The 25,562-nt window shown below is 50.6% G+C and carries 27 protein-coding genes; 16 read left to right on the top strand and 11 right to left on the bottom strand.

The annotated features are described in order from the left end of the window. Positions 1–26 precede the first annotated feature (26 nt). Positions 27–1,340, top strand: a complete 1,314-nt coding sequence (locus KK078_RS23765; protein ID WP_254092823.1) for an alpha-L-fucosidase — start codon at positions 27–29, stop codon at positions 1,338–1,340. Positions 1,341–1,383: 43 nt separating this feature from the next. Here the strand turns inward: KK078_RS23765 and KK078_RS23760 are convergent, their stop codons facing one another. Then, positions 1,384–1,845, bottom strand: coding sequence for a DUF4199 family protein (locus KK078_RS23760; RefSeq protein ID WP_254092822.1), 462 nt, complete (start codon positions 1,843–1,845; stop codon positions 1,384–1,386). A gap of 225 nt (positions 1,846–2,070) precedes the next feature. On the opposite strand from KK078_RS23760, the gene KK078_RS23755 reads away from it, so the two are divergent. Beyond that, positions 2,071–3,066, top strand: a complete 996-nt coding sequence (locus KK078_RS23755) for an SRPBCC family protein (protein WP_254092821.1) — start codon at positions 2,071–2,073, stop codon at positions 3,064–3,066. Positions 3,067–3,118: 52 nt separating this feature from the next. Next, positions 3,119–3,406: a hypothetical protein gene (locus tag KK078_RS23750; protein ID WP_254092820.1), complete on the top strand. Its 288-nt coding sequence runs from the start codon at positions 3,119–3,121 to the stop codon at positions 3,404–3,406. Between the two features lie 18 nt (positions 3,407–3,424). Here the strand turns inward: KK078_RS23750 and KK078_RS23745 are convergent, their stop codons facing one another. After that, positions 3,425–4,402, bottom strand: coding sequence for a zinc dependent phospholipase C family protein (locus KK078_RS23745; protein WP_254092819.1), 978 nt, complete (start codon positions 4,400–4,402; stop codon positions 3,425–3,427). A gap of 346 nt (positions 4,403–4,748) precedes the next feature. Between KK078_RS23745 and rpsT the strand changes: the two genes are divergently transcribed. From rpsT to KK078_RS23700, 9 genes are all read left to right on the top strand, one after another. Then, positions 4,749–5,003, top strand: a complete 255-nt coding sequence (rpsT, locus tag KK078_RS23740; RefSeq protein WP_254092818.1) for a 30S ribosomal protein S20 — start codon at positions 4,749–4,751, stop codon at positions 5,001–5,003. A gap of 93 nt (positions 5,004–5,096) precedes the next feature. Beyond that, a complete protein-coding gene (radC, locus tag KK078_RS23735) occupies positions 5,097–5,795 on the top strand; it encodes a RadC family protein (protein WP_254092817.1) in 699 nt (232 codons plus the stop codon). A 51-nt stretch (positions 5,796–5,846) separates the two neighbouring features. After that, positions 5,847–7,115, top strand: coding sequence for a serine hydrolase domain-containing protein (locus tag KK078_RS23730; protein WP_254092816.1), 1,269 nt, complete (start codon positions 5,847–5,849; stop codon positions 7,113–7,115). Beyond that, positions 7,112–7,732 (top strand): DUF1684 domain-containing protein, encoded by a 621-nt coding sequence (locus KK078_RS23725; RefSeq protein WP_254092815.1) that lies wholly within the window; start codon positions 7,112–7,114, stop codon positions 7,730–7,732. The genes KK078_RS23730 and KK078_RS23725 overlap by 4 nt, the downstream gene beginning before the upstream one ends. Positions 7,733–7,839: 107 nt before the next feature. Beyond that, positions 7,840–10,266, top strand: coding sequence for a phenylalanine--tRNA ligase subunit beta (gene pheT / locus KK078_RS23720; RefSeq protein WP_254092814.1), 2,427 nt, complete (start codon positions 7,840–7,842; stop codon positions 10,264–10,266). A 90-nt stretch (positions 10,267–10,356) separates the two neighbouring features. Continuing rightward, positions 10,357–10,653: a hypothetical protein gene (locus KK078_RS23715; RefSeq protein ID WP_254086484.1), complete on the top strand. Its 297-nt coding sequence runs from the start codon at positions 10,357–10,359 to the stop codon at positions 10,651–10,653. A gap of 24 nt (positions 10,654–10,677) precedes the next feature. Beyond that, positions 10,678–10,965, top strand: a complete 288-nt coding sequence (locus KK078_RS23710; protein ID WP_254086483.1) for a cell division protein ZapA — start codon at positions 10,678–10,680, stop codon at positions 10,963–10,965. 67 nt (positions 10,966–11,032) lie between these two features. Next, positions 11,033–12,601, top strand: coding sequence for a ribonuclease Y (gene rny / locus KK078_RS23705; protein WP_254092813.1), 1,569 nt, complete (start codon positions 11,033–11,035; stop codon positions 12,599–12,601). A 91-nt stretch (positions 12,602–12,692) separates the two neighbouring features. Continuing rightward, entirely contained in the window at positions 12,693–12,977 is a 285-nt protein-coding gene (locus KK078_RS23700) for a GNAT family N-acetyltransferase (protein WP_254092812.1), read from the top strand. Between the two features lie 2 nt (positions 12,978–12,979). Here the strand turns inward: KK078_RS23700 and KK078_RS23695 are convergent, their stop codons facing one another. From KK078_RS23695 to KK078_RS23655, 9 genes are all read right to left on the bottom strand, one after another. Beyond that, positions 12,980–13,756, bottom strand: a complete 777-nt coding sequence (locus KK078_RS23695; protein WP_254092811.1) for a hypothetical protein — start codon at positions 13,754–13,756, stop codon at positions 12,980–12,982. A gap of 101 nt (positions 13,757–13,857) precedes the next feature. After that, positions 13,858–15,063, bottom strand: coding sequence for an OmpA family protein (locus KK078_RS23690; RefSeq protein WP_254092810.1), 1,206 nt, complete (start codon positions 15,061–15,063; stop codon positions 13,858–13,860). Between the two features lie 86 nt (positions 15,064–15,149). Continuing rightward, positions 15,150–16,112: a glycosyltransferase gene (locus KK078_RS23685; protein ID WP_254092809.1), complete on the bottom strand. Its 963-nt coding sequence runs from the start codon at positions 16,110–16,112 to the stop codon at positions 15,150–15,152. Positions 16,113–16,115: 3 nt separating this feature from the next. Beyond that, entirely contained in the window at positions 16,116–17,120 is a 1,005-nt protein-coding gene (locus tag KK078_RS23680) for a glycosyltransferase family 2 protein (RefSeq protein WP_254092808.1), read from the bottom strand. Between the two features lie 3 nt (positions 17,121–17,123). Further along, positions 17,124–17,639, bottom strand: a complete 516-nt coding sequence (locus KK078_RS23675) for a DUF4199 domain-containing protein (protein WP_254092807.1) — start codon at positions 17,637–17,639, stop codon at positions 17,124–17,126. 8 nt (positions 17,640–17,647) lie between these two features. Further along, complete coding sequence (locus KK078_RS23670; RefSeq protein ID WP_254092806.1) at positions 17,648–18,172, bottom strand: DUF4199 domain-containing protein; 525 nt, start codon at positions 18,170–18,172, stop codon at positions 17,648–17,650. 12 nt (positions 18,173–18,184) lie between these two features. Next, entirely contained in the window at positions 18,185–19,444 is a 1,260-nt protein-coding gene (locus KK078_RS23665) for a dihydroorotase (protein WP_254092805.1), read from the bottom strand. A 6-nt stretch (positions 19,445–19,450) separates the two neighbouring features. Then, positions 19,451–21,451, bottom strand: coding sequence for a vWA domain-containing protein (locus tag KK078_RS23660; protein ID WP_254092804.1), 2,001 nt, complete (start codon positions 21,449–21,451; stop codon positions 19,451–19,453). Between the two features lie 160 nt (positions 21,452–21,611). Beyond that, on the bottom strand, positions 21,612–21,953 hold the full coding sequence (locus KK078_RS23655) for a single-stranded DNA-binding protein (protein ID WP_254092803.1): 342 nt from the start codon (positions 21,951–21,953) through the stop codon (positions 21,612–21,614). A gap of 283 nt (positions 21,954–22,236) precedes the next feature. On the opposite strand from KK078_RS23655, the gene KK078_RS23650 reads away from it, so the two are divergent. From KK078_RS23650 to KK078_RS23635, 4 genes are all read left to right on the top strand, one after another. Further along, complete coding sequence (locus KK078_RS23650; RefSeq protein WP_254092802.1) at positions 22,237–22,476, top strand: hypothetical protein; 240 nt, start codon at positions 22,237–22,239, stop codon at positions 22,474–22,476. Positions 22,477–22,993: 517 nt separating this feature from the next. Continuing rightward, positions 22,994–23,563: an NUMOD4 domain-containing protein gene (locus KK078_RS23645; protein ID WP_254092801.1), complete on the top strand. Its 570-nt coding sequence runs from the start codon at positions 22,994–22,996 to the stop codon at positions 23,561–23,563. A 224-nt stretch (positions 23,564–23,787) separates the two neighbouring features. Continuing rightward, positions 23,788–24,687 carry an aldo/keto reductase gene (locus tag KK078_RS23640; protein WP_254092800.1) on the top strand — a complete coding sequence of 300 codons (900 nt, stop codon included), beginning with the start codon at positions 23,788–23,790 and terminating at the stop codon, positions 24,685–24,687. A gap of 107 nt (positions 24,688–24,794) precedes the next feature. After that, on the top strand, positions 24,795–25,490 hold the full coding sequence (locus KK078_RS23635) for a DUF1361 domain-containing protein (RefSeq protein WP_254092799.1): 696 nt from the start codon (positions 24,795–24,797) through the stop codon (positions 25,488–25,490). The last annotated feature ends 72 nt before the right edge of the window (positions 25,491–25,562 follow it).

Here is a 25,562-nt window from a genome sequence, read left to right as displayed (position 1 = left end):
CAGGCTGCAATTTAAACCAAAACTCTATGAAGCCAATTTCTATTCTTTTAAAGTCGTTCCTGGTCCTGTTATGGATTTCGGGAAACGCGGTGGCACAATCAACCTATATTCCTTCCGATGTCAACAAACAAAACCGGGAATGGTTTCAGTCGGCGAGGTTCGGTTTGTTCATTCACTGGGGTGTGTATAGTGTGCTGGGCGACGGCGAATGGGTTATGAATCAGCAACAGATTCCGATACGGGACTATGAGAAGCTGCCTGCGTTCTTCAATCCTACCGCGTTCGATGCCAAGAGCTGGGTGCAGCTGGCGAAGCGCGCGGGCATGAAATATATCGTCATTACCAGCAAACATCACGACGGGTTTGCCATGTGGGACAGCCGCGTGTCGGATTATACTATCGTAAAACGGTCGCCTTATGGCAAAGACGTGTTGAAGATGCTGGCCGACGAATGCCGTCGTGAGGGTGTCAAGCTTTTCTTTTACCATTCACAGTTAGATTGGCATCACCCCGATTATTTCCCCCGAGGGGGTACGGGTGGCAGCTGGACGGGTCGGCCGGAACACGGCAACTGGAATGCTTACCTCGACTATATGGATGCCCAGCTTACGGAGCTCCTGACAGGCTATGGCGAGATCGGTGGCATCTGGTTTGACGGCATGTGGGATAAAAAGGATGCCGACTGGCGCCTAGCGCGCACGTACTCTTTGATCCACAAACTTCAGCCCGGTGCTCTTGTGGGCAGTAACCACCACGTGACGCCTTTTGCAGGTGAGGATTTCCAGATGTTCGAGAAGGACCTGCCGGGCCACAACACTACTGGGTTTGCGCCTGAGCAAAAGATCGGCGATCTGCCGAAGGAGACTTGCGAGACCATCAATCATTCATGGGGTTTTAATCTGAAGGACAACCACCATAAGAGTACGCAGGAGCTCGTTCAGTACCTGGTGAAGGCGGCCGGCTACGACGCCAACTTCTTATTGAACATCGGACCGATGCCGAATGGGCAAATACAACCCGAGCATGTTGAGCGCTTACAACAGGTGGGCGACTGGCTTGCTAAAAATGGAGAGACTATTTACGGCACGCATGGCGGCCCCTTGACAGCACGGGACTGGGGTGTGACCACGCAAAAAGGGAATACAGTTTTTGTTCATATTCTTCGCTGGTCGGATAACGTTTTGACGATCCCTTCGTGGGGCAAAAAGATCAAGACGGCCAAGGTTTATGGAACATCGACGCCGGTCAAGTTTGCGGAGAACGAATATGGGATCACATTACAGATCCCCCCTGGGGGTCGGCAGGAGTTCGATACGATCGTCGAGCTCCAGTTGAAGTAGTTAGTAAACAAAGAAGCCCACTAAACGTGGGCTTCTTTGTTTATCAGCCTATGGGCTGGTTTACCTGATCGGTGCGTATCCAGTTCAATAGTACGAACGTCACAAACAAGCCAGAGAAAAGGCCTTCCAGCATGACCATAAATGCGGCTATATAGGCATTGAGGTAAGGCCCCATGGGTTCATTGTCAATGAGGGATTGCATCAGGTTTGTATCGATCTTCAGGTAGAAGAATAAAAACGCCGCGAAGGTAGCGGAGCCGATCGCGGCAGCGCCTACACCGACGGCCATGGCGCGGAAGTAATTCAGCTGTCCATGGTGGGTTCGGGTGAATTGTTTCAGCGCGTAATAAACTCCGGCCAGCATAATGACCAAGTTCAGCAGTCGAAGTTCGACAACGTGGATCAACCCCAGGGCGTACATTAAAAAGAAGTAGACGATCAATCCCAGGGCGATCGCTGTACCGTAGATCTCGGGGATGCGGGTGCTTCTGTTCCAGATATTCATATTCTTAAGGTTTCGTGTTCTTCTGTTTAGAAAACTTAAAATACTGTGCCACAGGGCCAGTACCCTCTACGTTTTTGCGAACCGGTTTAGGTCCTGTTTATACTCCTGCCAATCTGTTACCTACCAACGTATATTCAGTTGAATATCCAGACATTCGTGTATAAATGCAAACGTTTTCGTAAAAGATTATTGCTTATCTTCCAGTCACTTAAACCCTCCATCACTATGAAAAAGTTTTTTTTAGGGCTTTTAGCCCTTCTTGTTCTATTGGCCATTGTCGGCCTTATGTTACCCGGAAAGCTTGAGATCGCGCGCCATATTACAGTCGGGGCACCTGCTGAAAACATCTTTGAGGATATCAACGACCTTGAGCGTTGGGGTAAGTGGTCTTACTGGAACGACCTGTACAAAGACGACATGCAACTGACCTATGGTGACAAACGCGCGGGCCTGGGCGCGTGGTATTCCTGGACGGGCGAGAAGTCGGGTGATGGTAAAGTCACGATCACGGAAAGTATTCCTGGCTCTTCTATCAAAACAGATCTTGACTTTATGGAGCATGGCGTTGCCAAGGGATGGTATACTTTTATACCCAAGGATGACAGCACGCAGCTAACGATCGGCTTTTCGAGCGATCTGGGCGCTAACCCCATTTCGCGGTGGTTCGGCATTATCATGAAACCGGAAATGAACAAGGCTTTTGATTACAATCTCACGCACCTGAAAGCGCTGGCCGAAGCAAAGCCTGTGTTCACCGTTAAAATTACCGAAGAGAATACTGCTCCGTTGCATTATGTCGGTATGGCGGGGAAGGCATCTTCGGACGACAGTGATGCCATCGGCAAACAATTAGAAACAATGTACGGCACACTTCTTTCTATGTTAAAGAAGGCGAAGGTAAAGGTTACGGGTCCTGCTATGGGTATTTACCCGGGGGAAGCCGACGGTCAGATCGATATCATCGCGGCGCTGCCGATCGCTTCGGACGCAAAACTTCCCAAGCCCTATATGGTAGAACAGGTCCCGGCGGGGAAAGCTGTTAAGGCGGTGCACGCCGGTGCGTATGACAAACTGACGGATACTCATCAGCAGGTCAATCGTTATATTTCCAACAAACACCTGACGATCAGCGGCAGTCCGTGGGAAATTTACGTTACCGATCCGATGGTCGTTCGGGATACGGCGCAGTGGATCACAGAAGTATATTACCCTGTTCAATAACTATTGACTGACGGCGCTTTGGTTTTCGGGCGAGCTTTAATACTTTGGCGGCATGACTTACGAAGAATTTACGGCCTCCCTGGAAGACTCGGCGCCATCGTCTACCCTTTCGCCCTTGTTACAAGCCCTGTGGTTTGCGGGGAACGACGATTGGGATGCTGCCCATACGCTAGCGCAAGATGTGGCCACGGCAGAAGGCTCGTGGGTACACGCTTATCTGCACCGTGTAGAAGGTGATCTTGGAAATGCCTCTTACTGGTATCATCATGCGGGCAAGCCGGTGCCCAAGGTGAGCTTGCAGGAAGAGTGGGGAAATATTGTGCAGGCCTTGTTGGCCTGATGTTTCGCTCCCGGCGAATCATTCGTGGTCGCGAATCTTCCTTTGTTGTTCTTTCCAGTCACGCAACGCTGATCGTCTTTCTTCCAACTCCTCTTCCGAGGCTATTTCTATTGTCAATGCCTGCAGGTCTGGCTGGCCGGCATTTACCCACGCGGTGTACCAGATACTACCCGTGAGGTGTATTGCCGCGCGCATTTGCCGTTCTACCATGACTCCCACTATTTGATGGTAAGCGGCTGCGTACTCCCGGGCGTATACTTTCTGGGTTTGTGTCCCGCGTGTTTCAAACGAGTATTTTTTATTCCCACGTCGCAGAGCCAGTTTCTTTTCTTCCTGCAGCACGGAATCCACCACGCTGTGTGCACCGAGGACGGCATTCCAAGCGGCCGTTTGTGGATGCTCGATGTACTTCGCCTTTCCTACAAAAAAGTCGTAGTTGTCCGAGAACAATTCCGGCAGCCTGGATTCCCAGAAGGCGTGAATGCCTTCCTGGCCGGTGCGTTGGCCATTATAATTTACGGTGGTGTGCAGGGGCACGTGGGCGTCGCCGATATAATGACCAAGGTCCGCCGACAGGCGCAAGATGGCCGCAGCGTCGCGAATCATCATGGCGTCTTTCAGTCGGTAGTAGGTCTTGACAATATGCCATGGGAGAATGCCGTGCGCTTTGAGGGTGTCTTCCGAGTATTTGGAAACCGCGCTGTCCCAATATTGGGGGACCTTGTGTCGCGCGCTGTCGCCGAAGTGGTCGAGGTCGATGTAGTGGCGCGGGGCTTCGTCTGGCAGGATGAATCTGCGGCGGTCAGGATTTACGGCGGCTTCGGTGAGGTAGGCGATGTTCTTTTTATAGAAGCCGATCATTTCAGGGGGGAGGATGAATACAGCCAGCCGGTTGATGCGGCGGTGAGCGAAAAAACCCCAGGTGGTGTTGGGAATGGTTAGACTGGTGAGGGTTAGAAGGATGAGGGCCGGAAAACAATGGCGTATAAGCTTCACAACGTTTTTTGGAGGAAGATATGGAATTTTGCCGGGTTGGGGCAAGGGATGTGATATGACAGGGATATGTCAAGGATAGCTTTGGTATGGGTATGATACGGGTAATGTATAGCTTTGGTATGCTTTTGATACGGGTAAACCCCGATTGGAGGCCGCCAGAACCCGGGCCTAGACCTCCGCATCCGAGTGGGGCTGGATTTTCGCGGCTGCCACGTGTGGGGGTGCGTTTTTGTTTCTGTCGGCTTTCAAAATATTCATTTTCAGGCTTTTGAAAAATAGATTTTAGAGAGACGTTGGAAATTCGGAGAATCCCTTTACCTTTGCAGTCCTTATTTGAAACCGAGCTATGGCAAACCATAAATCAGCAGAAAAGAGAATCCGTGCTAATGAGGCTAAGCGTGTAAGAAACCGCTACCAGCACAAGACTACCCGTACGTTTATCAAGAGATTGCAGAGCGCTACGGTGAAGTCAGAAGCTCAGACTCTTTTGAAGGAAGTTTCTTCTATGATCGACAAGTTGGCCAAGAAGAATGTCATTCATTGGAAGAAAGCTGCCAATCAAAAGTCCAGACTGAGCCGCCTGGTGAATAAACTTGCTTAATTAAGAATCCTTTTTAGGATCAGAGGAATAATTTAGGGAACCCCTTGCCTTTCCGGTGAGGGGTTCTTTTCTTTGTTTTTTAAGTTGTGAGATATGGAGATAGTAGAGAAAAGACCCGCCATCAAAGACTGGCTGCCGGAAGACCAACCTCGCGAAAAGTTAATCCTTCACGGAAAATCTTCGCTTTCTAATGCTGAGCTGCTTGCTATTCTATTGGGATCGGGAACTGCCACTTTGAATGCCGTGGAGCTAGCCCAAAAAATTTTGCAGGTGGCGGGTAATAACCTGCACGATCTGGCGCTGTTTACCGTGAAAGATCTTGTGAAGATCAAAGGGATTGGCGAGGCGAAAGCGCTGGCCATTGTTTCGGCGCTTGAGCTGGGGCGGCGGCGTAAAACTACAGACGCCGAGGAAAAACCGAGGATTTCCAGCTCACGAGATGCTTTTGAGGTGATAGCGCCTTATTTACAGGATATTAAACATGAGGAGTTTTGGGTCATTTTGTTAAACCGGGCTAACCGGGTGATCCGAACCCGTCAAGTCAGCCAAGGTGGTACTTCCAGCACGGTAGCTGATCCTAAGATCATTTTCAAACTGGGTGTTGATGAGCTAGCCTCGAGCGTTATCCTGGCGCACAATCATCCTTCGGGGGAGGCTACTGCCAGCCAGAAAGACATCCACCTGACGCAGAAAATAAAAGAGGCCGGCAAGTTACTCGAAATACAAGTTCTGGATCATCTTATCATCGCGGGCCAGAAATATTTTAGTTTTGCAGACGAGGGCATTTTGTAGAACGGTGGGGAACATCCCCGGAGCCGGTGCCTGGAGATATCTGTGTGGTGAATGAAAAAGAAGCAGAAACTCTTACTTGTCGGAACGCTTATCATCCTTTTACCCATCCTCCTGGCGCAGGTTTGGAAAAGTAGCACGACGCCTGTTGCTGTCGTACCGCCGGCTCCCAAGGAACCTTCTCCTCCGTATGTAAACCCCGCGTTTGATCTACTCATGCACGCGTATGAGCACGAGGTCGATCTCTTGATGCAAGCTTCTCAAACTCCTGGCTTTGCTATCGCGGTTGTAAAAGATTCATCCATTGTTTACCTGAAAGGGTTTGGTGTGCGGGCGGCAGGCAGTAGTACCCTCGTGGATCCTCATACCGTATTCCGGATCGCCTCTGTTTCAAAATGCTTTGCTTCTTTCCTGACGGGTATTCTCGTTTCGGATAGTCTTCTGGGGTGGAACGATCCAGTTGTTCAATATTTGCCGGACTTCCAGTTAAAGTCACCTGAGCAAACCCGTGCGCTGCGGCTCCGTCATGTTTTGTCGCATACGACGGGGCTTCCTTATCATACGTATACCAACCTGGTAGAGGCGGGGATGGAGCTTCCGGTGTTGCTTGGAAAATTGAAGGATGTCGATCTGTTTCGCGAAGTTGGTAAGGAGTACAGTTATCAAAATGTAGCCTACAGTTTAATCGGGGAGGTTATTCGAAAGGCTACGGGCAAACCATACGAGATAAATATGTCCGAGCGGGTGTTCAAACCGTTGCATATGGAGCAGGCGTCGATGGACTATACTACCCTGATGACCAATCCCAATATCGCCCGTCCGCACAAGTTGCGGGGTGGGCGGTGGGTACCTGCTTCGATCACCAATACGTATTACAACGTAGCGCCTGCTGGTGGCGTAAATGCCAGTATATCGGACATGGCTAACTGGATGATCGCCTTGCTGGGCTACCGGGAAGACGTGATCGATCGGTCGACGCTCCACCAGTTATTCTCCCCGCAGATACAAGCTCCTTCCAAGAACCGGAACTACGGCCGTACTCAACGGCTTAGCAGCTCTTATTACGGTCTTGGCTGGCGTGTATTGTACTATCCTAATGATACTGTAATCTATCACGGCGGCTTTGTGAACGGTTATCGCAGCGAAGTAGCGGTTAATACGAAAGATCATATTGCTATCTGTATCCTGGCCAATGCGCCGGGCGCTGTGGCCGACAAGGGCATTCCTACTTTCTTTACTTTATTCCGCGCGCACCGGGATTCTATCCTGGTATATGATGATCGGCGACGGCGGGCATTATCCTCCAACTCTCAAGTTCCGTGAAGAAGCAAAGCATTATTATCCTGGTCATTGTTGTTGCCGCGGTCATCGCGTTGCTGTATTCTTTTACTGGTAGTCAGGATCAGGGTGCGTATACAGACAAAATCCAACAGGAGCGAGATTCCAAGGATGTGTTTATGCGTACGTCGAAGGAGTCTCCTTTCGCGGGTGATTCGACGGCGACGTTTAAGGGGCTGCAGTATTACCCCGTGGACGCACGTTATAAGGTTACGGCTTCGCTTACCCCTATTACGAACAAGCAGGTGGTGCTGCTGGCTACAAATGACGAGAAGGAGCAACGTTACGTTCAATACGCTTATGCCGATTTTGACCTGGGTGGTTATCATAACCGGTTGTTGATCCTGGAAATGATCGACATGGGGCCGTTCCGGGGAAAGTTGTTCCTGGCATTTGGCGACGAAACCAGTGCGGTGGAGACCTATGGTGCCGGGCGGTACCTGGACCTGAACAAAGTGCAGGGTGCCAATACGATCACATTGGATTTTAACCTGGCGTACAACCCGTATTGTGCCTATTCTGACAAATTCTCGTGCCCGCTTCCGCCGACGGAAAACCTACTGAAAGTCGCCATCCGGGCAGGTGAGCGACAATATCATTAAGCGCGTTATCTTAAAGTATTACGTTAGCATAAAAATTAACACCAAACCCTTATTTTTGAGGTTTACACACCTCTGAGCGGTGTTCAGGGCTTTTTTACGCTGGAACTATGACCATTTCTTATAATTGGCTAAAAGAATATATCGATATCCCAGAGAATGCGGAGGACATCGGCAAGGTTTTGACTTCTACCGGTCTGGAGGTCGAAAAGGTGGAGGAGCATGAGACGGTTAAGGGCGGGCTGAAGGGGCTTGTGCTGGGTACTGTCCTTACCTGTTCCCGGCATCCGAACGCGGACAAGCTTTCGTTGACCACAGTGGACGTAGGTGGCGAGCGACCGTTGTCGATCGTTTGTGGGGCGCCGAACGTGGCGGCTGGCCAGAAGGTTGTTGTGGCCGTTCCGGGCGCTACGATCCATCCTACTCACGGCGAACCTTTTACCATTAAGCTGGCAAAAATCAGGGGTGAGCAATCGGAGGGTATGATCTGCGCCGAGGACGAAATCGGTCTGGGAGAAAGCCATGCGGGGATCATCGTACTGACGAGTCCGGAGGCGTTGGCGCTACCCAACGGCACGCCCGCAGCGCAATTCTATAACATCGAATCGGACTATATTTTTGAGATCGGGCTAACGCCTAACCGGGCGGATGCGGCCTCTCATATCGGTGTGGCGCGGGACATCCGTGCTTCGCGCAAACGTGCCATCCGGTGGCCTTCGGTGGATCGCTTTCAGGTCGATAACCGGGATCTTACGATCACGGTGTCGGTGGAGGCAGCGCAAGCCTGCCCTCGCTACTCGGGGGTTACGCTTACCGGCGTGACGGTGTCTGAGTCACCTACCTGGTTAAAGAACCGCCTGCTGGCTATCGGTATTTCGCCGATCAATAACATTGTCGACATCACCAACTTCATCTGCCACGAGCTGGGGCAGCCGATGCACGCTTTCGATGCCGACAAGATCACCGGCAAAAAGGTCCTTGTAAAGACTCTGCCGGCTGGCACCAAGTTTACCACGCTCGACAACAAGGAGCGTACGTTGCTGGCTACCGACCTGATGATCTGCAACGCGGAGGAAGGTATGTGTATTGCGGGAATCTTTGGCGGTGCTACATCGGGCATTACCGAACTCACTAAAAACATTTTCCTGGAGAGCGCTTATTTCTCTCCGGATTCTGTCCGCAAGTCTTCACAGCACCACCAGTTGAAGACGGATGCTTCGTTCCGTTTTGAGCGTGGCACCGATCCGGAGATCACGGTTTATGCGCTCAAGCGGGCGGCCTTATTGATCCAGGAGATCGCCGGTGGTAAGATCTCGTCTGACATTACCGATGTTTACCCTGCTGCGATCGGGCGTCGCACAATCGTGGTAAAGGACAAGCATGTCGACCGGCTGATCGGTAAGAATATTCCGCGGGAAGAGGTTTTTGCCATTCTCGAGGCACTGGATATACAAATCATCGACAAGCAAACAGATCAGTATACCGTGTCTGTACCTCCGTATCGCGTTGATGTTGCGCAGGAGGCCGACGTTGTGGAGGAGATCCTGCGGATCTATGGTTTCAACAATATACCGCTTTCGGATACGGCCCGTACGGACTTCCTGGCGGAGTTTCCCGTCAAGAGTATAGATAAGTATAAACGGAGTATCGGCGAGTTGCTGGTTGGTAACGGGTTTTACGAAATCTGGACCAACTCGCTTACGAACAAGGCTTACCAGGAGAAGCACCAGCTTACTTTCACAGGCTCACCGGTGGAAATCTTAAACAAGCTGAGCGAAGAGCAAGGTGTTTTGCGACAGTCGTTGTTATTCTCCGGCCTGGAAGTGTGCGCTTATAACATCAATCGTCGTCAGCGTGATCTGAAGCTTTATGAGTTTGGCAAGATCTACTATAAGGATGGGAGCAAGTACCACGAGGAGGATCGTTTGTCGCTGTTCATGACGGGCAACGTGGAGACCGAGAACTGGCGGCATAAGACTCAGCCGGTAACATACTATGACTTAGGTCAGCATGTGCAGCATATACTTTTGAAAAGTGGTATTTCGTCGGTGAAGCAGGAGACTATAGAACATCAACTGCTGGAATATGGCTCGAAACTTCTCCGTGGGAACACCGAAATCGGGACGCTTGGAAAAGTAAAAACGGCCTTGCTGAAGGATTTCGGCATCAAACAGGAAATATTTTTTGCTGACCTAAACACATCCTTGCTTTTCCAATCGGCAACCCCTAAGTTAGTAATTCAAGAAGTTGCTAAATTCCCTGAAGTGCGACGTGATCTTTCGCTTGTGTTAGACAGGCAAGTACACTTTGGCGAGATCAGCAGTCTTGTGATGGCTACCGAGAAGCGGTTGATCAAGGACATAATAGCGTTCGATGTTTATGAGGGTGAGAATATCCCGTCGGGGAAGAAGGCGTATGCCTTAGGTTTTACTCTTTTGGATGAGACGAAGACGCTGACGGATGATGAGATTGAAAAGACCATGACTCGCCTGATGGAGGCTTTTGAAACGAAGCTTGGGGCGGTTATCAGGAAGTAGAAAAAGGTATATATCCGGAAAGGAGCCGGGCGCTACCAGAACGAACAGTTACAAGAGCCAATGGCGCTGCCAGGGGCAAAAGATATTCGCATGGATCAAGAACTCTTAAAGTCTAACCTTTCGGGGCTGGAACGTAAACTTGTAGTGCTCCTGAACGAGCATAAGAACCTGAAGGAGGAACTTAAAAACCTGAAAATCGAAAACCAGGGACTAAAGTCGGCTCTTAAAGCTCGTGACGAGCAGATCAGCAGCTTTCATAATCAACTGAAAATCACTAAAATTGTGGATAATTTGAACCCGGAAGACGGAAGTGTTCTGGAGTTGAAGAAAAAAGTGGACGAATACATTCGCGAGATCGACAAGTGCATCGCCCACTTAAGCAGATAAGGTAAAAACCTGTAAGATTTCTTGATGGAGGAACTTTCTATAAAAATCAAAATAGCCGACCGCGAATATCCCATGAAGGTGAAGCGATCTGATGAAGAGCGGGTACGACTGGCCGGCAAACTCATCAATGAAAAGCTAAAATCTTACCGGGAACAATTTGGGATCGACGACAAGCAGGATCTGTTGGCTATGGCAGCATTTGACTGTCTTGTCGATAAAATGGCAGCCGAAGAGACGCATCATGTCATCGATAAAACCGTGTTTGAGAAAGTTAGTCATCTCAACCATCTGGTTTCCCAATCCATTCTGTAATCCTTCACTCCTGATGACCACTTTCTGAGCCAAGGCGGCACTCCGGGCAGTATAAACCCTATTTTTTATGTCATCCATTGCTATAGCTATTATTGTCAGCATAGTCGCTTCGATTGTGCTGAGCCTGCTTATCAGTTCCGCGTTGTACAACCGGAAAATGAAGAAAAAGCAGGAGGAAGCCACGGACAAGTCCAATCTGATCCTGAAGGAGGCCGAAATTGCCGCTGAAAATCTGAAGAAGGACCGTATCCTGGAAGCCAAGGAGAAAATCCTCAAAATGCGCTCGGAGTTTGAAGAGGAGGCCACCAAAAAGAAGAACCTCATCATCAGCAATGAGCAAAAGATCAAACAGCGTGAGCAGACCTTGAGCAAGGAGATGGAGAACCTGAAGCGCAAGGAAGGCGAGCTTGACGATATCCGGACGGACCTGGCGGCTCAGCTCGACCACGTAAAGAAGCGCAAGGAAGAGCTGGATAAATTCAACCAGCAGAAGATCCAGGTGCTGGAGAACATTTCGAAGCTTACCGCTGAAGAAGCGCGCGAGCAGCTTGTCGCTGCCCTGAAAGACGAGGCTCAGACGCGTGCGTCCAGCTTCATCAAGGACATCATGGAACAGGCGAAGCTTTCGGCTACGAAAGAGGCGCGGAAGATCGTTGTTGAGACGATCCAACGTACTGCTACCGAGCACGCCATCGAGAATTGCGTTTCGATCTTCAACATCGAGAGCGACGACATCAAAGGTAAGGTCATCGGTCGTGAGGGCCGAAATATCCGTGCGCTGGAAGCGGCTACGGGGGTCGAGATCATCGTTGACGATACACCGGAAGCCATTATCATTTCGGGCTTTGATCCGGTGCGAAGAGAGATCGCCCGGTTGTCGTTGCACCGCCTGGTGCAAGATGGCCGTATCCACCCGGCTCGTATCGAGGAGATCGTTGCCAAGACGACTAAGAATATTGAAGACGAGATCGTTGAGATCGGCGAGCGTACGGTCATCGACCTGGGAATCCACGGGCTTCACCCCGAGTTGGTGAAGATGGTGGGCCGGATGCGTTTCCGTTCTTCGTATGGGCAAAACCTGCTGCAGCACTCACGCGAAGTGGCCAACCTGTGCGCCATCATGGCGAGCGAGCTTGGCCTGAACGTTAAACAAGCCAAACGCGCCGGTCTGCTGCACGACATTGGCAAGGTATGGCCGGAAGAGCTTGAAAAGCCGCACGCTATCGTCGGCATGGAGCTGGCGCAGAAATACAAGGAACATCCTGTGGTTTGCAACGCGATCGGTGCTCACCACGACGAAATTGAAATGACCAATATCCTGTCGCCGATCGTGCAGGCTTGTGATGCCATCAGTGGCGCACGTCCGGGTGCACGCCGCGAGGTGATGGAGCAGTATATCAAACGCCTCAAGGAGCTGGAGGAGTTGGGTCTGAGCTTCGACGGTGTCGAGAAGTGTTATGCGATCCAGGCAGGCCGCGAGCTGCGTGTGATCGTCGATGCCGAGAAGGCGAGCGATGAACGCGCCAGCCAGCTCAGCTTTGACATCTCGCAGAAGATCGAGCGGGACATGCAGTATCCGGGTCAGGTAAAGGTGACCGTGATCCGCGAGATGCGCAGCGTTTCTTACGCGAAATAGACAGACGATTACACGTTTATAAAGAAAAAGCCCCGCTGTGCGCAGGGCTTTTTTTATTTCTTTTATTGCCTGACAAACAATTCTCGTGACTATGGAAATTAAACTAGAAGAAACAACAAACAAGGGCGCATTCTTCATTCTGCAAGACGGTATCCGGGCGGCGGAAATGACCTTTAGCAAGGCTGGGCAGAGCCTCATCATTATCGATCATACTGAAGTGTCGGACGCCTTGCGCGGCAAGAGTGCCGGCAAGCAGCTTGTCGCTGCCGCAGTCCAACATGCTCGGGATCATGGCTTAAAAATCCTTCCCCTCTGCCCTTTTGCCAAAAGTGTTTTTGACAAGGTGCCGGAATACGGTGACGTGCTGGATCGATAGGCTTACTCCATATGCATGATCACTTCCTTCTCGTCAAACCGGACGTCGTCCTCCCCCACTTCGTCGAACGGGTGTTCCAGGTGATCCTGAATATTATCAAGGCTCACCAGTATAAAGCTATAGAGTACGGGCATGACGTATTCGAGGTGCGCGGAAAAGTCGTTAAATGTACTGGCGAAATAAGGGCCATATACAATGGGAAAGATATAGATAAACACTTTGCTATAAGCTCGCAGTGTAATGGGTGTTCGGTAGGCATGAATGATCCGCAGGTTGTCAAAGGCTATGACCATTTTGCTGACATACTGGTTCACGCGAGAGAGCTCCCCGGCTTGTACGCCGTGATTTTTCAGTTCCATCATCAATAACGACAGGTCTGAGAAATGTCGGAAGATCTTTTTCTCGTTTTCAATTATATCTTTCTCGTGTTGCGATGTGAACATCGAACGCATCAGTACGATCATGTATTCCACGATGGCGCGTGTACGCTGGGGGATGTCGTTCTGCTTGTCTGTTGTCCAATCGCGCGTAGCGAAATAGACCGCCAGTGCATGTCCTTTGAAGTCTGAAAATCGTTGCAGGGCCGTCTCCCGTCGGTTGTAGGCAGAGCCAATGGAAAACACCACCGGAAATACGATTGCCACGCCGACGAGCATGTCGGGGAATTTGGCCGTCAGGCCGAAGTGGTAACACACATAGGTTGATATGACCGACAGCGCCGTGATGATGAGGGTCTTATAGTTGATGATGAGGAAGAAGCTTTTCAGTACCTTTTTCACGTAAGTCTGTTTTTATGAAAACACGCGAAGGTAACATCCTGGATAAAAAGCTAAAAGCCCCAGGCGGGGCTTTTAGCGGGGCTCCAATCGAATCAACGTATTTATTCTTCCAATATCTCTACCTCCACGCGCACGTTCTTTTTGGCGTTTGCGCTGCGTTTGTCGTATAGCGGGCGTTTTCCACCCCAGGCTTTGGTCTCCATGCGGCTCGCATCGATGCCATTGGCTACCAGGTATTCTTTGATCACTTCGGCGCGGTGTTGCGAAAGGTCTTTGGACGATCCTTTGTTTTGGCTGGCTCCGTCGAGGGAGAAGAAATTTTTATCAGGGCCCAGCGTAAGGAGCTTGCCATGGTAGTTCCCATTGGTGTGGCCATGCAGGCGAATCCGGTAACGCGGGTTTTCCTGCATAAGCTGCAGCAGGCTGTTTACTTCGTATTTCGAATCTGGCTGCATGATGGCCGCGTCGTTGTAGAAGTATACGTTGTACAGTGTTGCTATATCTCCGCGGTGGTAGCGGATCATGTCGAAGCTCACTACGATCGTGGTTCCCATCAGGTCTACGTATGGTTTAACCGTATCGGCCAGCGGCAATGGATAGTTTATTTCCTGCTGCAGTTTGCGGTATCCAAATACATCGCAGACAAGTGTGAGCTGGCCGGATTTGCTTTTCGGGTTCGGGAGATTCAGGTATTCATTTCCTTTTACACGGCTGATGGGGTGCGCGCGATCGGTGTCGATCACCTGTACTGTGCCATCTACGATGCGGTTGTTGCGGGCGTCATAGAGGCTCAAAAATACTTCGGTATTTTCGAGGGTCATGACTTTGTATTGCACGATCTCGGGGTTGTCTGTTACCACAATACCGTCGTCCGGGGTCGTTGTCGGTTCCTGTTTTTCTTCCGTGGGCGCTGGCGGCGTTACGGGGGCCGTTGCCTCCGGGCTTTTTTCTATCTTTTTGCCGGGCGGTTGCAGTGCGGCGATGTCTCCGGGCACTACGCGGATCCAGGCGTCTTTTAATGTTTCCTGCTTGCGTACCTCCGCCATTTCAAGCAGGGACGCACGCAGGGTTGAAAAGTACTGGAGGTATACAAAGTATAGTCCCCGGCCTGTATTGTACCCATAAGAGGCTTCTCTTCCCTGCTGTTTCAATCGTTGTGTGTATGCCTGTGCTGTGCTTTCGCGCGTTTTCGCGTACGCTCCTACCACCAGGTAATAACCGGGAGCGAGTTCGGATGCCTGGGAAAAGACGGGGGAAGAGATGCTTGCGGAGCCAACTATGAGCGCAAGCACGAATAATTTTCTCATGTAAGAATCAATGCAGTTTCTTAACAATATTATCTAAAATTAATGAATAAAACTGTGCCTGGCGCGATTAAATGTCACCAAATCGGTCACTTGCGAATGTATGGTTTCATCCATTCGCGCAAAAATCCAAGCCCATAGCCACTGAGCTGGATCAATGCGGCGGGAACCGCCAGGAAGGCCACTTTGAGATCCTTATTCTGCCATAGTGCGTGCAGGAAGATCACCGACAGGTAGAGCAGCCAGCCGCCCAGTGCGCCGTAAAAAAGCACAGAACTGATCAACGCCCATAGGGGAATGCTGAGTGTACCCAGGACAAATATTGTTGGCAGCCAGTGCGTGATCTTTACTTCGCCCGGATGTGCCCGTCCTACCAGTGCGCGGCCTTTACCGAAGTTGGAAACCTGATTATAAAATTGAGAGAAGGATGTACGGCGTTTGTGGTAGACGTAGGCTTCCGGTATCAGTCCTACCTTATAGCCGGCATTTTTCATCCGGATACTAAATTCTATATCCTCCGCATACCGATCAAAATGGAACCCTTGTGTTTGCGCATATACCTTTCGGGAGATGCCCATGTTGAAACTGCGTGGTTGGAACCATCCGACGCGTTTTTTCCCGCCACGGATACCGCCCGTTGTCCATACGGATGCCATGGTATATCCCATGGCCCGTTGTACTGGGGTGAAGGTGGCATGGGCCTGGTCGGGGCCACCCCAGGCGTCCCATCCGTAGGTTGCCAGTGCTTTGTCGACAGCTTCCAGGTATCCGGGGGGGATGATACAGTCTGAATCGAACACGATCAGGTATTCGCCGGCTGCCTGGGAGTAACCAAAGTTCCGGGCGGGGCCGGGCCCTGCATTGGGTTTAAAAAAATATTGAAGCGATAGCTGGGAGCGGTATAGATCGACTATGTTGTCGCATCGCTCGGTTGATCCGTCTTCTATGATCAACACCTCAAAGTCCTTTACAGTTTGACGCGTCAAGCTGTCTAATAGCTCGCGCACCTCGTCGGGGCGGTTATAGACGGGAACGATGATGGAATATTTCACGGCTTAGTTGACTCCCTGAAGCTTGCGTGCTGTGTCTTCTTCCAGGCCTACTTTTTCGATCACCAGGTAATCGCGTTTGGAGAGGGATTGCATGGCGAACATTTCCGCCAAAAATCCTGTCACGAAAAGCTGTACGCCGATGACGACGGCTACGAGCGCCAGGTAAAACAGCGGTTGCTCGGTGATCTCACGCTTCATGGGGACGCGCGAGAAAAAGAGCGAGTTCATTTTATCCCAGAAGAGTTTGGCGGTAAATACAAATCCGATCAGGAATGACACGGTTCCCCAGGTACCAAAAAAGTGCATGGGTTTCTGTCTGAACCGGCTTACGAACGTGATGGACAACAGGTCGAGGAAGCCGTTGATGAAACGCTCCAGTCCGAATTTGGTATAGCCGAATTTACGTTCGCGGTGCTCTACTACTTTCTCGGTGATCTTCGTGAACCCGGCCCATTTGGCAATGACCGGTATGTAGCGGTGCATTTCTCCATAGACGTTGATGTTCTTCACAACAGTCGATTGGTACGCTTTCAGGCCGCAGTTGAAGTCGTGCAGGCGGATGCCCGAGAGCAGTCCGGTCACGTAGTTGAAGAATTTTGAGGGCACTGTCTTGGAGATGGGGTCATGCCGCTTCTTTTTCCAGCCGGAAACGAGGTGGTACCCACCCTCTGTGACCATGCGGTATAGCTCGGGTATTTCGTCGGGGCTATCCTGGAGGTCGGCATCCATGGTGATGACCACCTTGCCGCGTGCCACGCGGAAGCCGGTTTGCAGGGCTGCCGATTTGCCGAAGTTGCGATTAAAACGAATTCCCTTAAAACACTCGTCAGCGGCGTTCACTTTCAGGATCTGTTGCCAGGTTCCGTCGGAACTGCCGTCGTCAATAAAAAAGACCTCGTACCGAAATCCGTGCGCCTGCATGACACGGCTTATCCACTGGCTAAGTTCTGGAATTGATTCCTCTTCGTCTTTGGCGGGCACAATGACCGAAATATCCGGTTGGTTCATGAACTAAAATGTCGGTTCTGGGTTCTTTTTATGCGTAAAGATAGTAACAATTAGGCCGATTAATACGCCAAAGAAAATTCCAAAAAACACATAAATAGGCCAAAATAGCTTCTTTGTCCAGGTAATCGCCATTTCGATCTGCTGGTCGGACATTTTCTTTTCGCTCATCGCGTCCATCTGTTTCTGATAGTACGCGTCCATCAGCGCGGTATCCACAAAATTTATATACACGAAGGTGAACAAGCCTCCTAAGATCACGCCAAACAGGGAAATCCAAAAAGCGATTGCCACTCCCTGGCCATAGCTCATAAATCCGTCTCCGCCGTCTTTAAATGCTTTGTGCGCCAGCACCAGGACTGCTATACTGACCGGGACGTTTACGAACGCCATTTTTTGGTCAAACGGATCGGTTCCTATCACCGAAGTGATTAGAAAAATAATAACATGGATCAATGTCGAGATAAGACCCCATTTTATTCCGATGGAGATCGTGGTGGGCCTGGCTACTGTGTTTTCCATATCGATTTTTAGGTTTTGGGTTGCCGTCTCAGAATTACCGAAAGGATAATGTTTACAAAAAAGCCAATGGCGATACCCTGTGCAAAATACGTTTCCACCAGCTTCCGGATATTAGTCTCGGGGAGGGCATGCAAATTACGATCGTAGACATCTTTTCCGATCCGCTCGATATCTTCTTTGGGGAAGGTTTTCAAGTAGTCGGTCATCTGTTTGATGTACTGGCTGACAAATCGCTCTTCCCAGCTACCGAATATTTGCAATCCCACGGATGATATCACGGTGGCGATGAGCACTATCAATCCTCCGCCGATCATACCCTGCCAGAAATATAATATTCCGCCCTGGTAATAATCGCGCAGCTCTTTCAAGCTAAAGAAAATAAAGATACCAAACACCATGATCCGGAAATCCAGAAAGGGTGATACCATGGCAGGGTGCCGTCCCATGTAAAACATGGCTATTAACACCGCGGTGGCCAGCACACCCGCGACAAGGCCATACCGGATCGATAGCTTTACCAGAGGCTGTTTCATAGGTTTTGCCACTCAGTCCTCCGCGCGTTGGCGGTTATTGTTAAAAACCGCGACCACTTTGCCAGTGATCTCTTTTCCAAACCACGGCGAGTTCTTCGACTTGGACAGGTTGGTGCGGTCGTCGAGTGTCCAGGTTCTTTCCGGGTCAAACAGCGTGAGGTTGGCTTTCTCGTCTACCTCGATGCGAGGTATCTCCAGGTTGAGCAGCCGCCGGGGGTTAACAGTCACTTTCTCGAGTAACACGTCCCAGTCGATCGTTTTGGAGAGGGCCACGAGGTTGGCACCAAAGGTCTGGAGGTTGATCAAGCCAAAGTCGGCCATGTCAAATTCCAGGCTTTTGCTTTCTTCTTCGTGGGGTGTATGGCCCGAGCAGAGCACGTCGATGGTGCCATCGCGCAGGCCTTTGATGAGGGCATCGTTGTCTGCTTTCTCGCGCAGCGGTGGGTTGACTTTGTAGTTGGTATCAAAGTCTACCAGGGCTGTGTCGTCGAACAGTGGCTGATAGGCTGCAATGTCGCAGCTTACCTGCAGTTTCTTTTTGGCATTTCGGACGAGATCTACCGCTTTTCCGGTCGACAGGCGCGCCAGGTGCAGGCGGCCGCCCGCATAGCCCAACAGTTCGAGGCTTTTGCCGACCATGATGTCTTCGGCAATGCGCGGCATACCTTTTAACCCGAGCATGGTGCTTTGAAGCCCTTCGTGCATCTGGCCGAACATGTTCAACCAAATATCTTCCGGGTGGTCGATGAGGAGGCCATCAAACTTTTGCAGGTATTGCAGTGATTTCAACAGGATGTCGGTATGCCAGATCGGCTTGAGACCGTCCGTGAAGGCTACTGCTCCGGCCTCGTGGAGATCGATCATTTCTGTCAACTCTTCGCCTTTGTTATTGCGGGTCACAGACGCCAGGGCGTGGATCTGTACAAGTCGATTGTCGTTGCCGCGGGTGATGTACCCGATCTCGTTCTTCGATTGCACGGACGGCACGGTGTTGGGCAGCACGGCTATTTCGGTAAAGCCTCCGGCGGCGGCGGCCTTTGAAACCGAATCGAGGTCTTCTTTGTGTTCCAGTCCGGGATCTCCCACGTAGGTGCCGAGATCAAACCATCCGATGGAGAGTTTCATTCCTTCGGCCTTGATAACGCGGTCGGCCGAGTAATTCTTGTCGCCTATTTCAACGATCCGGCCATTGTTTAACAGTACGTTTTTTTCTTTTTTATGGAAGGATGACTGAGGATCTATAATTTCAGGAGACTGGATTAAGATTTTCATTAATCTCTATTTTAGAAAGCGAATCAAGAGGATCTCCGCCAGCAGAAAGAGCAGCGCTGCCATCAACGCGTACTTCCATAAAGGCGTGCCCAAATATCGTTCCTTTATTTCGTTGCTAAAAGCGTCGATGGTGGAAGCCTCAAAAATACTGACGTTTTCACCACCTCCGGCCTGGGCTTTGACCTCTTCGCCCGTATACTGTTCCATCAGGGATTCTGCCTTGTTGACATTGAACGCTATCAGGCCCACGGTATCGCCCTGTGCCACAATCTTATAAAACCCCTGCTCGACGGAAAAGCCGGGAATGTCAAGAAAGACGTTGTCGCCGACGACCCGCTGCCCGGGGATCACCTCTTCTTTTCCCACCAGACGCACGGGCACGTCGCGGGGGAGGCTATCAAGCCTCAGGGGAACAAAGGTCTCGTTGAGCGAATAGTACAGCTTGCCCTCCTGTTTTTTGCTACTGGCGGCCAGACGATACATGACGGGGACAAACAGCGCATGTTGGTGAAAGTCGGTATGATCCGTGTCGAGGGTGCTTGCCAGGATGTACAGTTTGCCGCCCTGATCAAACACGGATAAGAAGGGCTGGTCGTTTTTGAACCGGAGGATGGCAGACCGATCGCTCCCCCAGTCCCAAACCCGGGTGGCTTTCGGCATGGCCAGCGACACGGACTTTTCTTCAAACACGTTTTCGAAAAAGGGATTCGAAAAGTCGGGGCGATCCAGCTCGACCATAGCCTCTTGCGGAATGGTTTTCAACGCGGGTAATGTCAGCGCGTTTTTCCATCCGTCTGCCTGGGGCTGTGCTCCCGGGGCGATCAGCACTGTCCCACCGTTAAGGAGGTAATTGCGCACGGCCCCGGCCAGCGAAGGCTCGATGTTGTTGAGGCCGTTCATTACCACAAGGTCTGCCTGTTCCAGCTCGTTGTAGTTGAAGTTGCCCACGGCAAATCCTTTGTATGCGAATACTTGCTGGTTGCCGTATACTTTCTGAACTGCCTCGGTGGCGGTCATACTTTTGACCTCTACCACCCGGATCTTGTCGGCGAAGTTCAGGGCAAGGTTAAAGGTGTTGTCAAAGGTTACGGGGAAGTCGTTGAAGCTAATGGTGGCCTTATGAAGCCCTGTGAGTCCTGTTGCCAAGTCGAAATTGATCTCCGTCATGCCGCCCGCGGGGATGCTTACCGTTGCGGCGCCGGTTTGCACATTGTTCACCAGGAGCTTGACATTTACCTGATCCGCTTCCCGGACGCCGTCGTTGCGCATGTTTACCCTGAGCACATTTTTCTCGCCGCTGACAGCAAAGGGATTCTCGAGGTATGCAGAGTCGACGAAGATGTTCGACATGGGCTGAAAGCGAATGGGCACCAGGTGCCAGCGTGCGGTTGTGTCGAGGGTATGGTCGAGCTTGCCCGTTGTGGATCTCTGGAAGTCGGCGATCCAGAATACTTCCTGGCGTTGCCCGGATACGATGTCTTGCGTGATCCTGTCTGATACCTCCTGCATGGAGCGCGTTACGGGCGACAGCCGGAGCTGTGTGAGCAGATCTTGTATCTCGGCTCCGGTCTTAAAGGTGTTCGAAAATGGAGCAAAATCGTTGGTTATGAGCTTGTAGCGGGTTTCTGGCGGAAATGTGGAGACGATGCTCCGGGCCATTTGCGCGGCGGCGTCCAGGCCCCGGGTTTTGTCCTCCAGGCGTGCGGACATGCTTTGTGAGTTATCCAGGTAGAGTGCAATGGCCCGGCTATTGGCCAGCTGGTCTTTGGCCGGGATGATGGGCTGGCAGAAGGTGATGACCAGGAAAAACAGGAATAGCAGCCGTGCTGCCAGGATGAGGTAGTGCTTCAAGCGACGGCGCGCGGTGGAGGCTTCCTTTACTTGCCGCAGGAACCGTGTATTGGAAAAATATATTCGGGTAGCCCTGCGGAAGTTAAAGAGATGGATGATGATGGGTACAACCAGTACGCCCAATGCCCACAAAAACGAAGGATACAGCAGATTCATCCCCGCAATGTACAATTTTCGATGGACCCGTTGTAGGACGATTGGTCTCAAAGAGTAAATCGAGGTTTAGGCGGTTGGGCATAAAAAAGCCTGGCGTTTGGAGCCAGGCTTCGGGTTAACGGCTAACGAAGTAACATCTTGCTTGCTTCCCTCTCTTTTCTCACCTCTTCTTGCCGCCCAGCATCATCATGTCGTTAACGGTAATCTCGGTGATGTAGCGTTTTTCGCCTTTGGGCCCGTCGTAAGCTCTATGGATGAGCTTGCCTTCGATGGCGATCTCATTTCCTTTTTTCACATACTCACTGACCACTTCTGCCAACTTTCCCCAAAACACAAGGTTGTGCCACTGGGTCTCTTCAATCTTTTCCCCTTTTTGATTTTTATAGGAGCTATTGGTAGCGATGGAGCAAGTTGCCTTAACCCTTCCGCTATCGAAGGCTTTTACTTCGGGGGCTGATCCTACATTTCCGATTAGTTGTACGCTGTTTCTTAAGTTTCTCATGGCTATATGTATTTATTGTATTGATTACTGGTTGATGAAGCGATGGGTCAAAATTGGTGGAAGAAAAGGGGCATAATCGTATGATAAACGCTTATATTCGTTTATATTCGTTTGTAGCCGTTTGTAGACGGATTGTTTGTGATCTTATATGATGTCTGAAAGTTTAACTAAGTCCTGCATAGAGTGTGGGACGGCCATAAAGGGCCGCGTTGATAAGAAGTTTTGCTCTGATCATTGCCGCAGTGCGCACAATAACCGGTTGAATAGTGACGATACAAACTATATGCGCAACGTGAACAATATTCTGCGAAAGAACCGGCGTATCCTGTTGGACCTGAATCCTGAAGGTATGAATAAGGTTGGGCGGGAGAAACTGCTCAGTCGGGGATTTGACTTCAAGCATTTTACCAGCTTGTATACTACAAAAGATGGATCGCAGTACATGTATTGTTACGAGCAGGGCTACCTGTCGATTGAAAACGGTTATTATTTACTGGTGGTAAAGAAGGAATTTTTGGGGTAATACCGGAGTGGCTGGTTATTCTGCAGCAAGCGCCAGCTATCGGTCTGCCTATGCCCAGCGCAAGTATAGTATACAACTGAACCGCAACTGGTCAGTCTAGTCATCAACCCATATGCTGAATCAGTCTATTCTACGAAAAACTGTTACCTTTTTCGCTAAACGCTTGTCCCTTACCAAAAATAGTCTTTACTTTAATAAGGCTCAAAGTCTACCCAGTCTGATTTCCTGATGTCCTCTGTCCCGCAGGTTGTCGGATGGTAAAAAGCATTTAGACTTAGGCATAAACATGGTTCGAAGGCCTACCCTTACCAGTTGTATGTACTTCCTTTCGTTCATGAAAGGAGGCGGCTGGCTCCATGGTATCCGTCTACGAAACTTACTTTACTTCCTTGTTTTCCCTTGTCGGGCAAGCCCACCGTGGCAATTCTATATGCTTACGATAGCCCTGGGGTCGGTACACTTATTGCAGCGGCCGACGCAACCTTTTCCTGAACCCTTACCCTATTAATATCTACATATGGCAACAACTAAACAATCTAAACTAAAATTCCTCGCCGGCGAGAGCTGGAAGGAATTGAAACTGAAGAAAGGCACAACCACCAAGCGATACGCCGTATCGGACAAAGGACGGATTGTGAGTTTTAAGAGCGAGCTGGAAGACGGCTATATCCTGAAGCCGCGTTTGACGCAAGGCTACCCGAGCATTACCATAGGCCGGGAGGATACTCGCCAGAATTATTACATCCACCGGCTTGTAGCGGAATACTTCTGCAAGCAAGGCGGTCCGAAGCAGACATTTGTCATCCACGTCGATCACCGCAAGGAAAACAACAAGGCTTCTAACCTCAAATGGGTGAAGCATGAAGACCAGATCGAACATGCCAAGAAGGATCCCAACGTATTGCTACGTATGAATCCCGAGGAAGGTCCGAAGCTTACCGCCGACAAGGTGAAGCAGATCAAGGTTGCGTTGTTCAAGTCGAAAAAACAACCCACCCTGAAAGCACTGGCCAAGAAGTTCCGCGTTTCTGACATGCAGATCCACCGTATCAAAATCGGAGAAAACTGGGGTCACGTAAAGGTCTAAGGCCCGAGAACCTGAAGTTTAAGGTATGAAGCCTTAGACTTCAGGTTTCTTTTCAACTGCCCTGTTACCTGTCAGCCATCCACCACCGGCGTACCTGCTCCAGCGCTCCCTAACGTTCAGCAGCCTGCTGAAGGAGCCAAATTGCGGGCAGAAAACCCCAATCCATTTTTTTGTTTCGTATTAAATCCGATACTTTTAGTACTACTGAAGTAATCATAATCCCTATGGAAAAAATCTATCTCGGTGATGCCGGTCCCAAAGTTTCTCCTGCTGTCTATGGCTTTTACCGATGGCATGACGATGCTGCTACCGAATCGGTGTCGATGGAAAAGATTGTCAGCCTTTGTCTGGAACTAGGTATCAATACATTCGACCATGCCGATACATATGCTTCTTCGCGATGCGAAGAGATGTTTGGCCAGCTGATCCGCAAGAAGTCTTTCAAGCGCGAAGATCTGGTGCTGTTCACCAAATGCGGCCTGCGCGTGCCGGGACCGGACCAGCCGGAGGTGCGGGTTAAGCATTATAACACATCGGCTCAGCATATCCAGCGAAGCGTCGAGAACTCATTGCGCAAGCTCAACACCGACTACATCGATATTTTCCTGCTCGACCACTTAGACCCCATCTCCAACCTGGAGGAAACCGCTATCGCGCTGGAACACCTGCTAAAGTCGGGAAAAGCGCGTAGCATCGGGGTGGCAAATTTCTCGGTGTTCCAACATCAATTGCTGGCGTCGTATATGCATACACCGATCGTAACCCATCACCTGGAGCTAAATCTGTTAAACACCTCTGCCCTGGACAATGGCCAGATCGATTATATCAAGCAACGGTATATGCGTCCACTGGCATCCGCGCCGGTGGCCAGCGGACAGATCGCCAGTGGTACGGACGCGCGCGCGGTGCGGGTGCGGAAGAAACTGCAAGAGTACGCCCAGAAGTACAATGTCGATATCGAGTCTATTGCGGCTGCCTGGCTGATCAAGTTAGGCGCGTTGCCGCTGATCGGCACAAAAGAGGAGCAGCGTATCCGCAATATAGCCGATGCGTTCAACATCAGTCTCGATCACCAGGATTGGTACGAGCTGTATATCGCCTCCCGCGGCGAAATTCAAGATTAACGCTTCCCCTTCCATTACACGGGCCTGGGGATGAAACAGGGAAAATTATCGCCAGCCGGAATAACTTTCTTCCGGCTGGCCCGTGAAAGGTGTTAAATCACTACACCATGACGCTGTTTCATCGCCTGAGAGAACATAACCGGCTTTCCATTCTCTTTATCTTTTCGCTTACCACCATTTTGTGCGTAACATTGGTGGCTCTTCGTGTGCAATACACGACGCGCATTACGTTCGTGTTCCTGGTCTGGAATATTTTCCTGGCGCTTATACCGTATATCATCAGCACTTTGCTGGTATTATACCATCAACGTTTACGTACGTTCAGCCTGCTCGTGTTATTCGCGGCCTGGCTGGCCTTTTTGCCCAACGCCCCTTATATCTTAACGGATCTATTTCACCTTAAACCCCGCCCCGGTGTGCCATATTGGTATGACCTGGCGCTAATCCTGTTCTTTGCCTGGAACGGGCTAATGCTGGGGTACGCCTCTATTATGGACATACAGTCTGTTTTCTCAACACGCTTTCGTCCCTGGGTGGGTTGGTGTGTGGCGGTGGGTACGCTATTGTTATCGGGCTTTGGTATCTATTTGGGGCGGTACCTGCGTTGGAACAGCTGGGACATCATATCTTCCCCTAAATCGCTGCTGCATGATATTGCACAACGAATACTCCATCCCTTTGAGCACCCGCATACTTACGGGGTTACGATCATCTTTGCTGCATTCCTGGTGCTGGGGTATGTGCTGTTGGTTCAGTTTGCGCATGTTTATGCGCGAAAGCCGGTGTCGCGCCCGAATGAGTAAAAAATCCCCGCGGCAAGCCGCGGGGCATTTTAATACCCGCCGTTAAATAAGTCCAACTGATTATTCTCGTAA

Origin of the sequence: Dawidia soli (assembly GCF_018598185.1) — a bacterium.
In the GTDB taxonomy this organism is placed as follows: domain Bacteria; phylum Bacteroidota; class Bacteroidia; order Cytophagales; family Cyclobacteriaceae; genus Ohtaekwangia; species Ohtaekwangia soli.
Note: the sequence above shows the minus strand (reverse complement) of the source record. Positions and strands in the feature narration are given on the sequence as shown.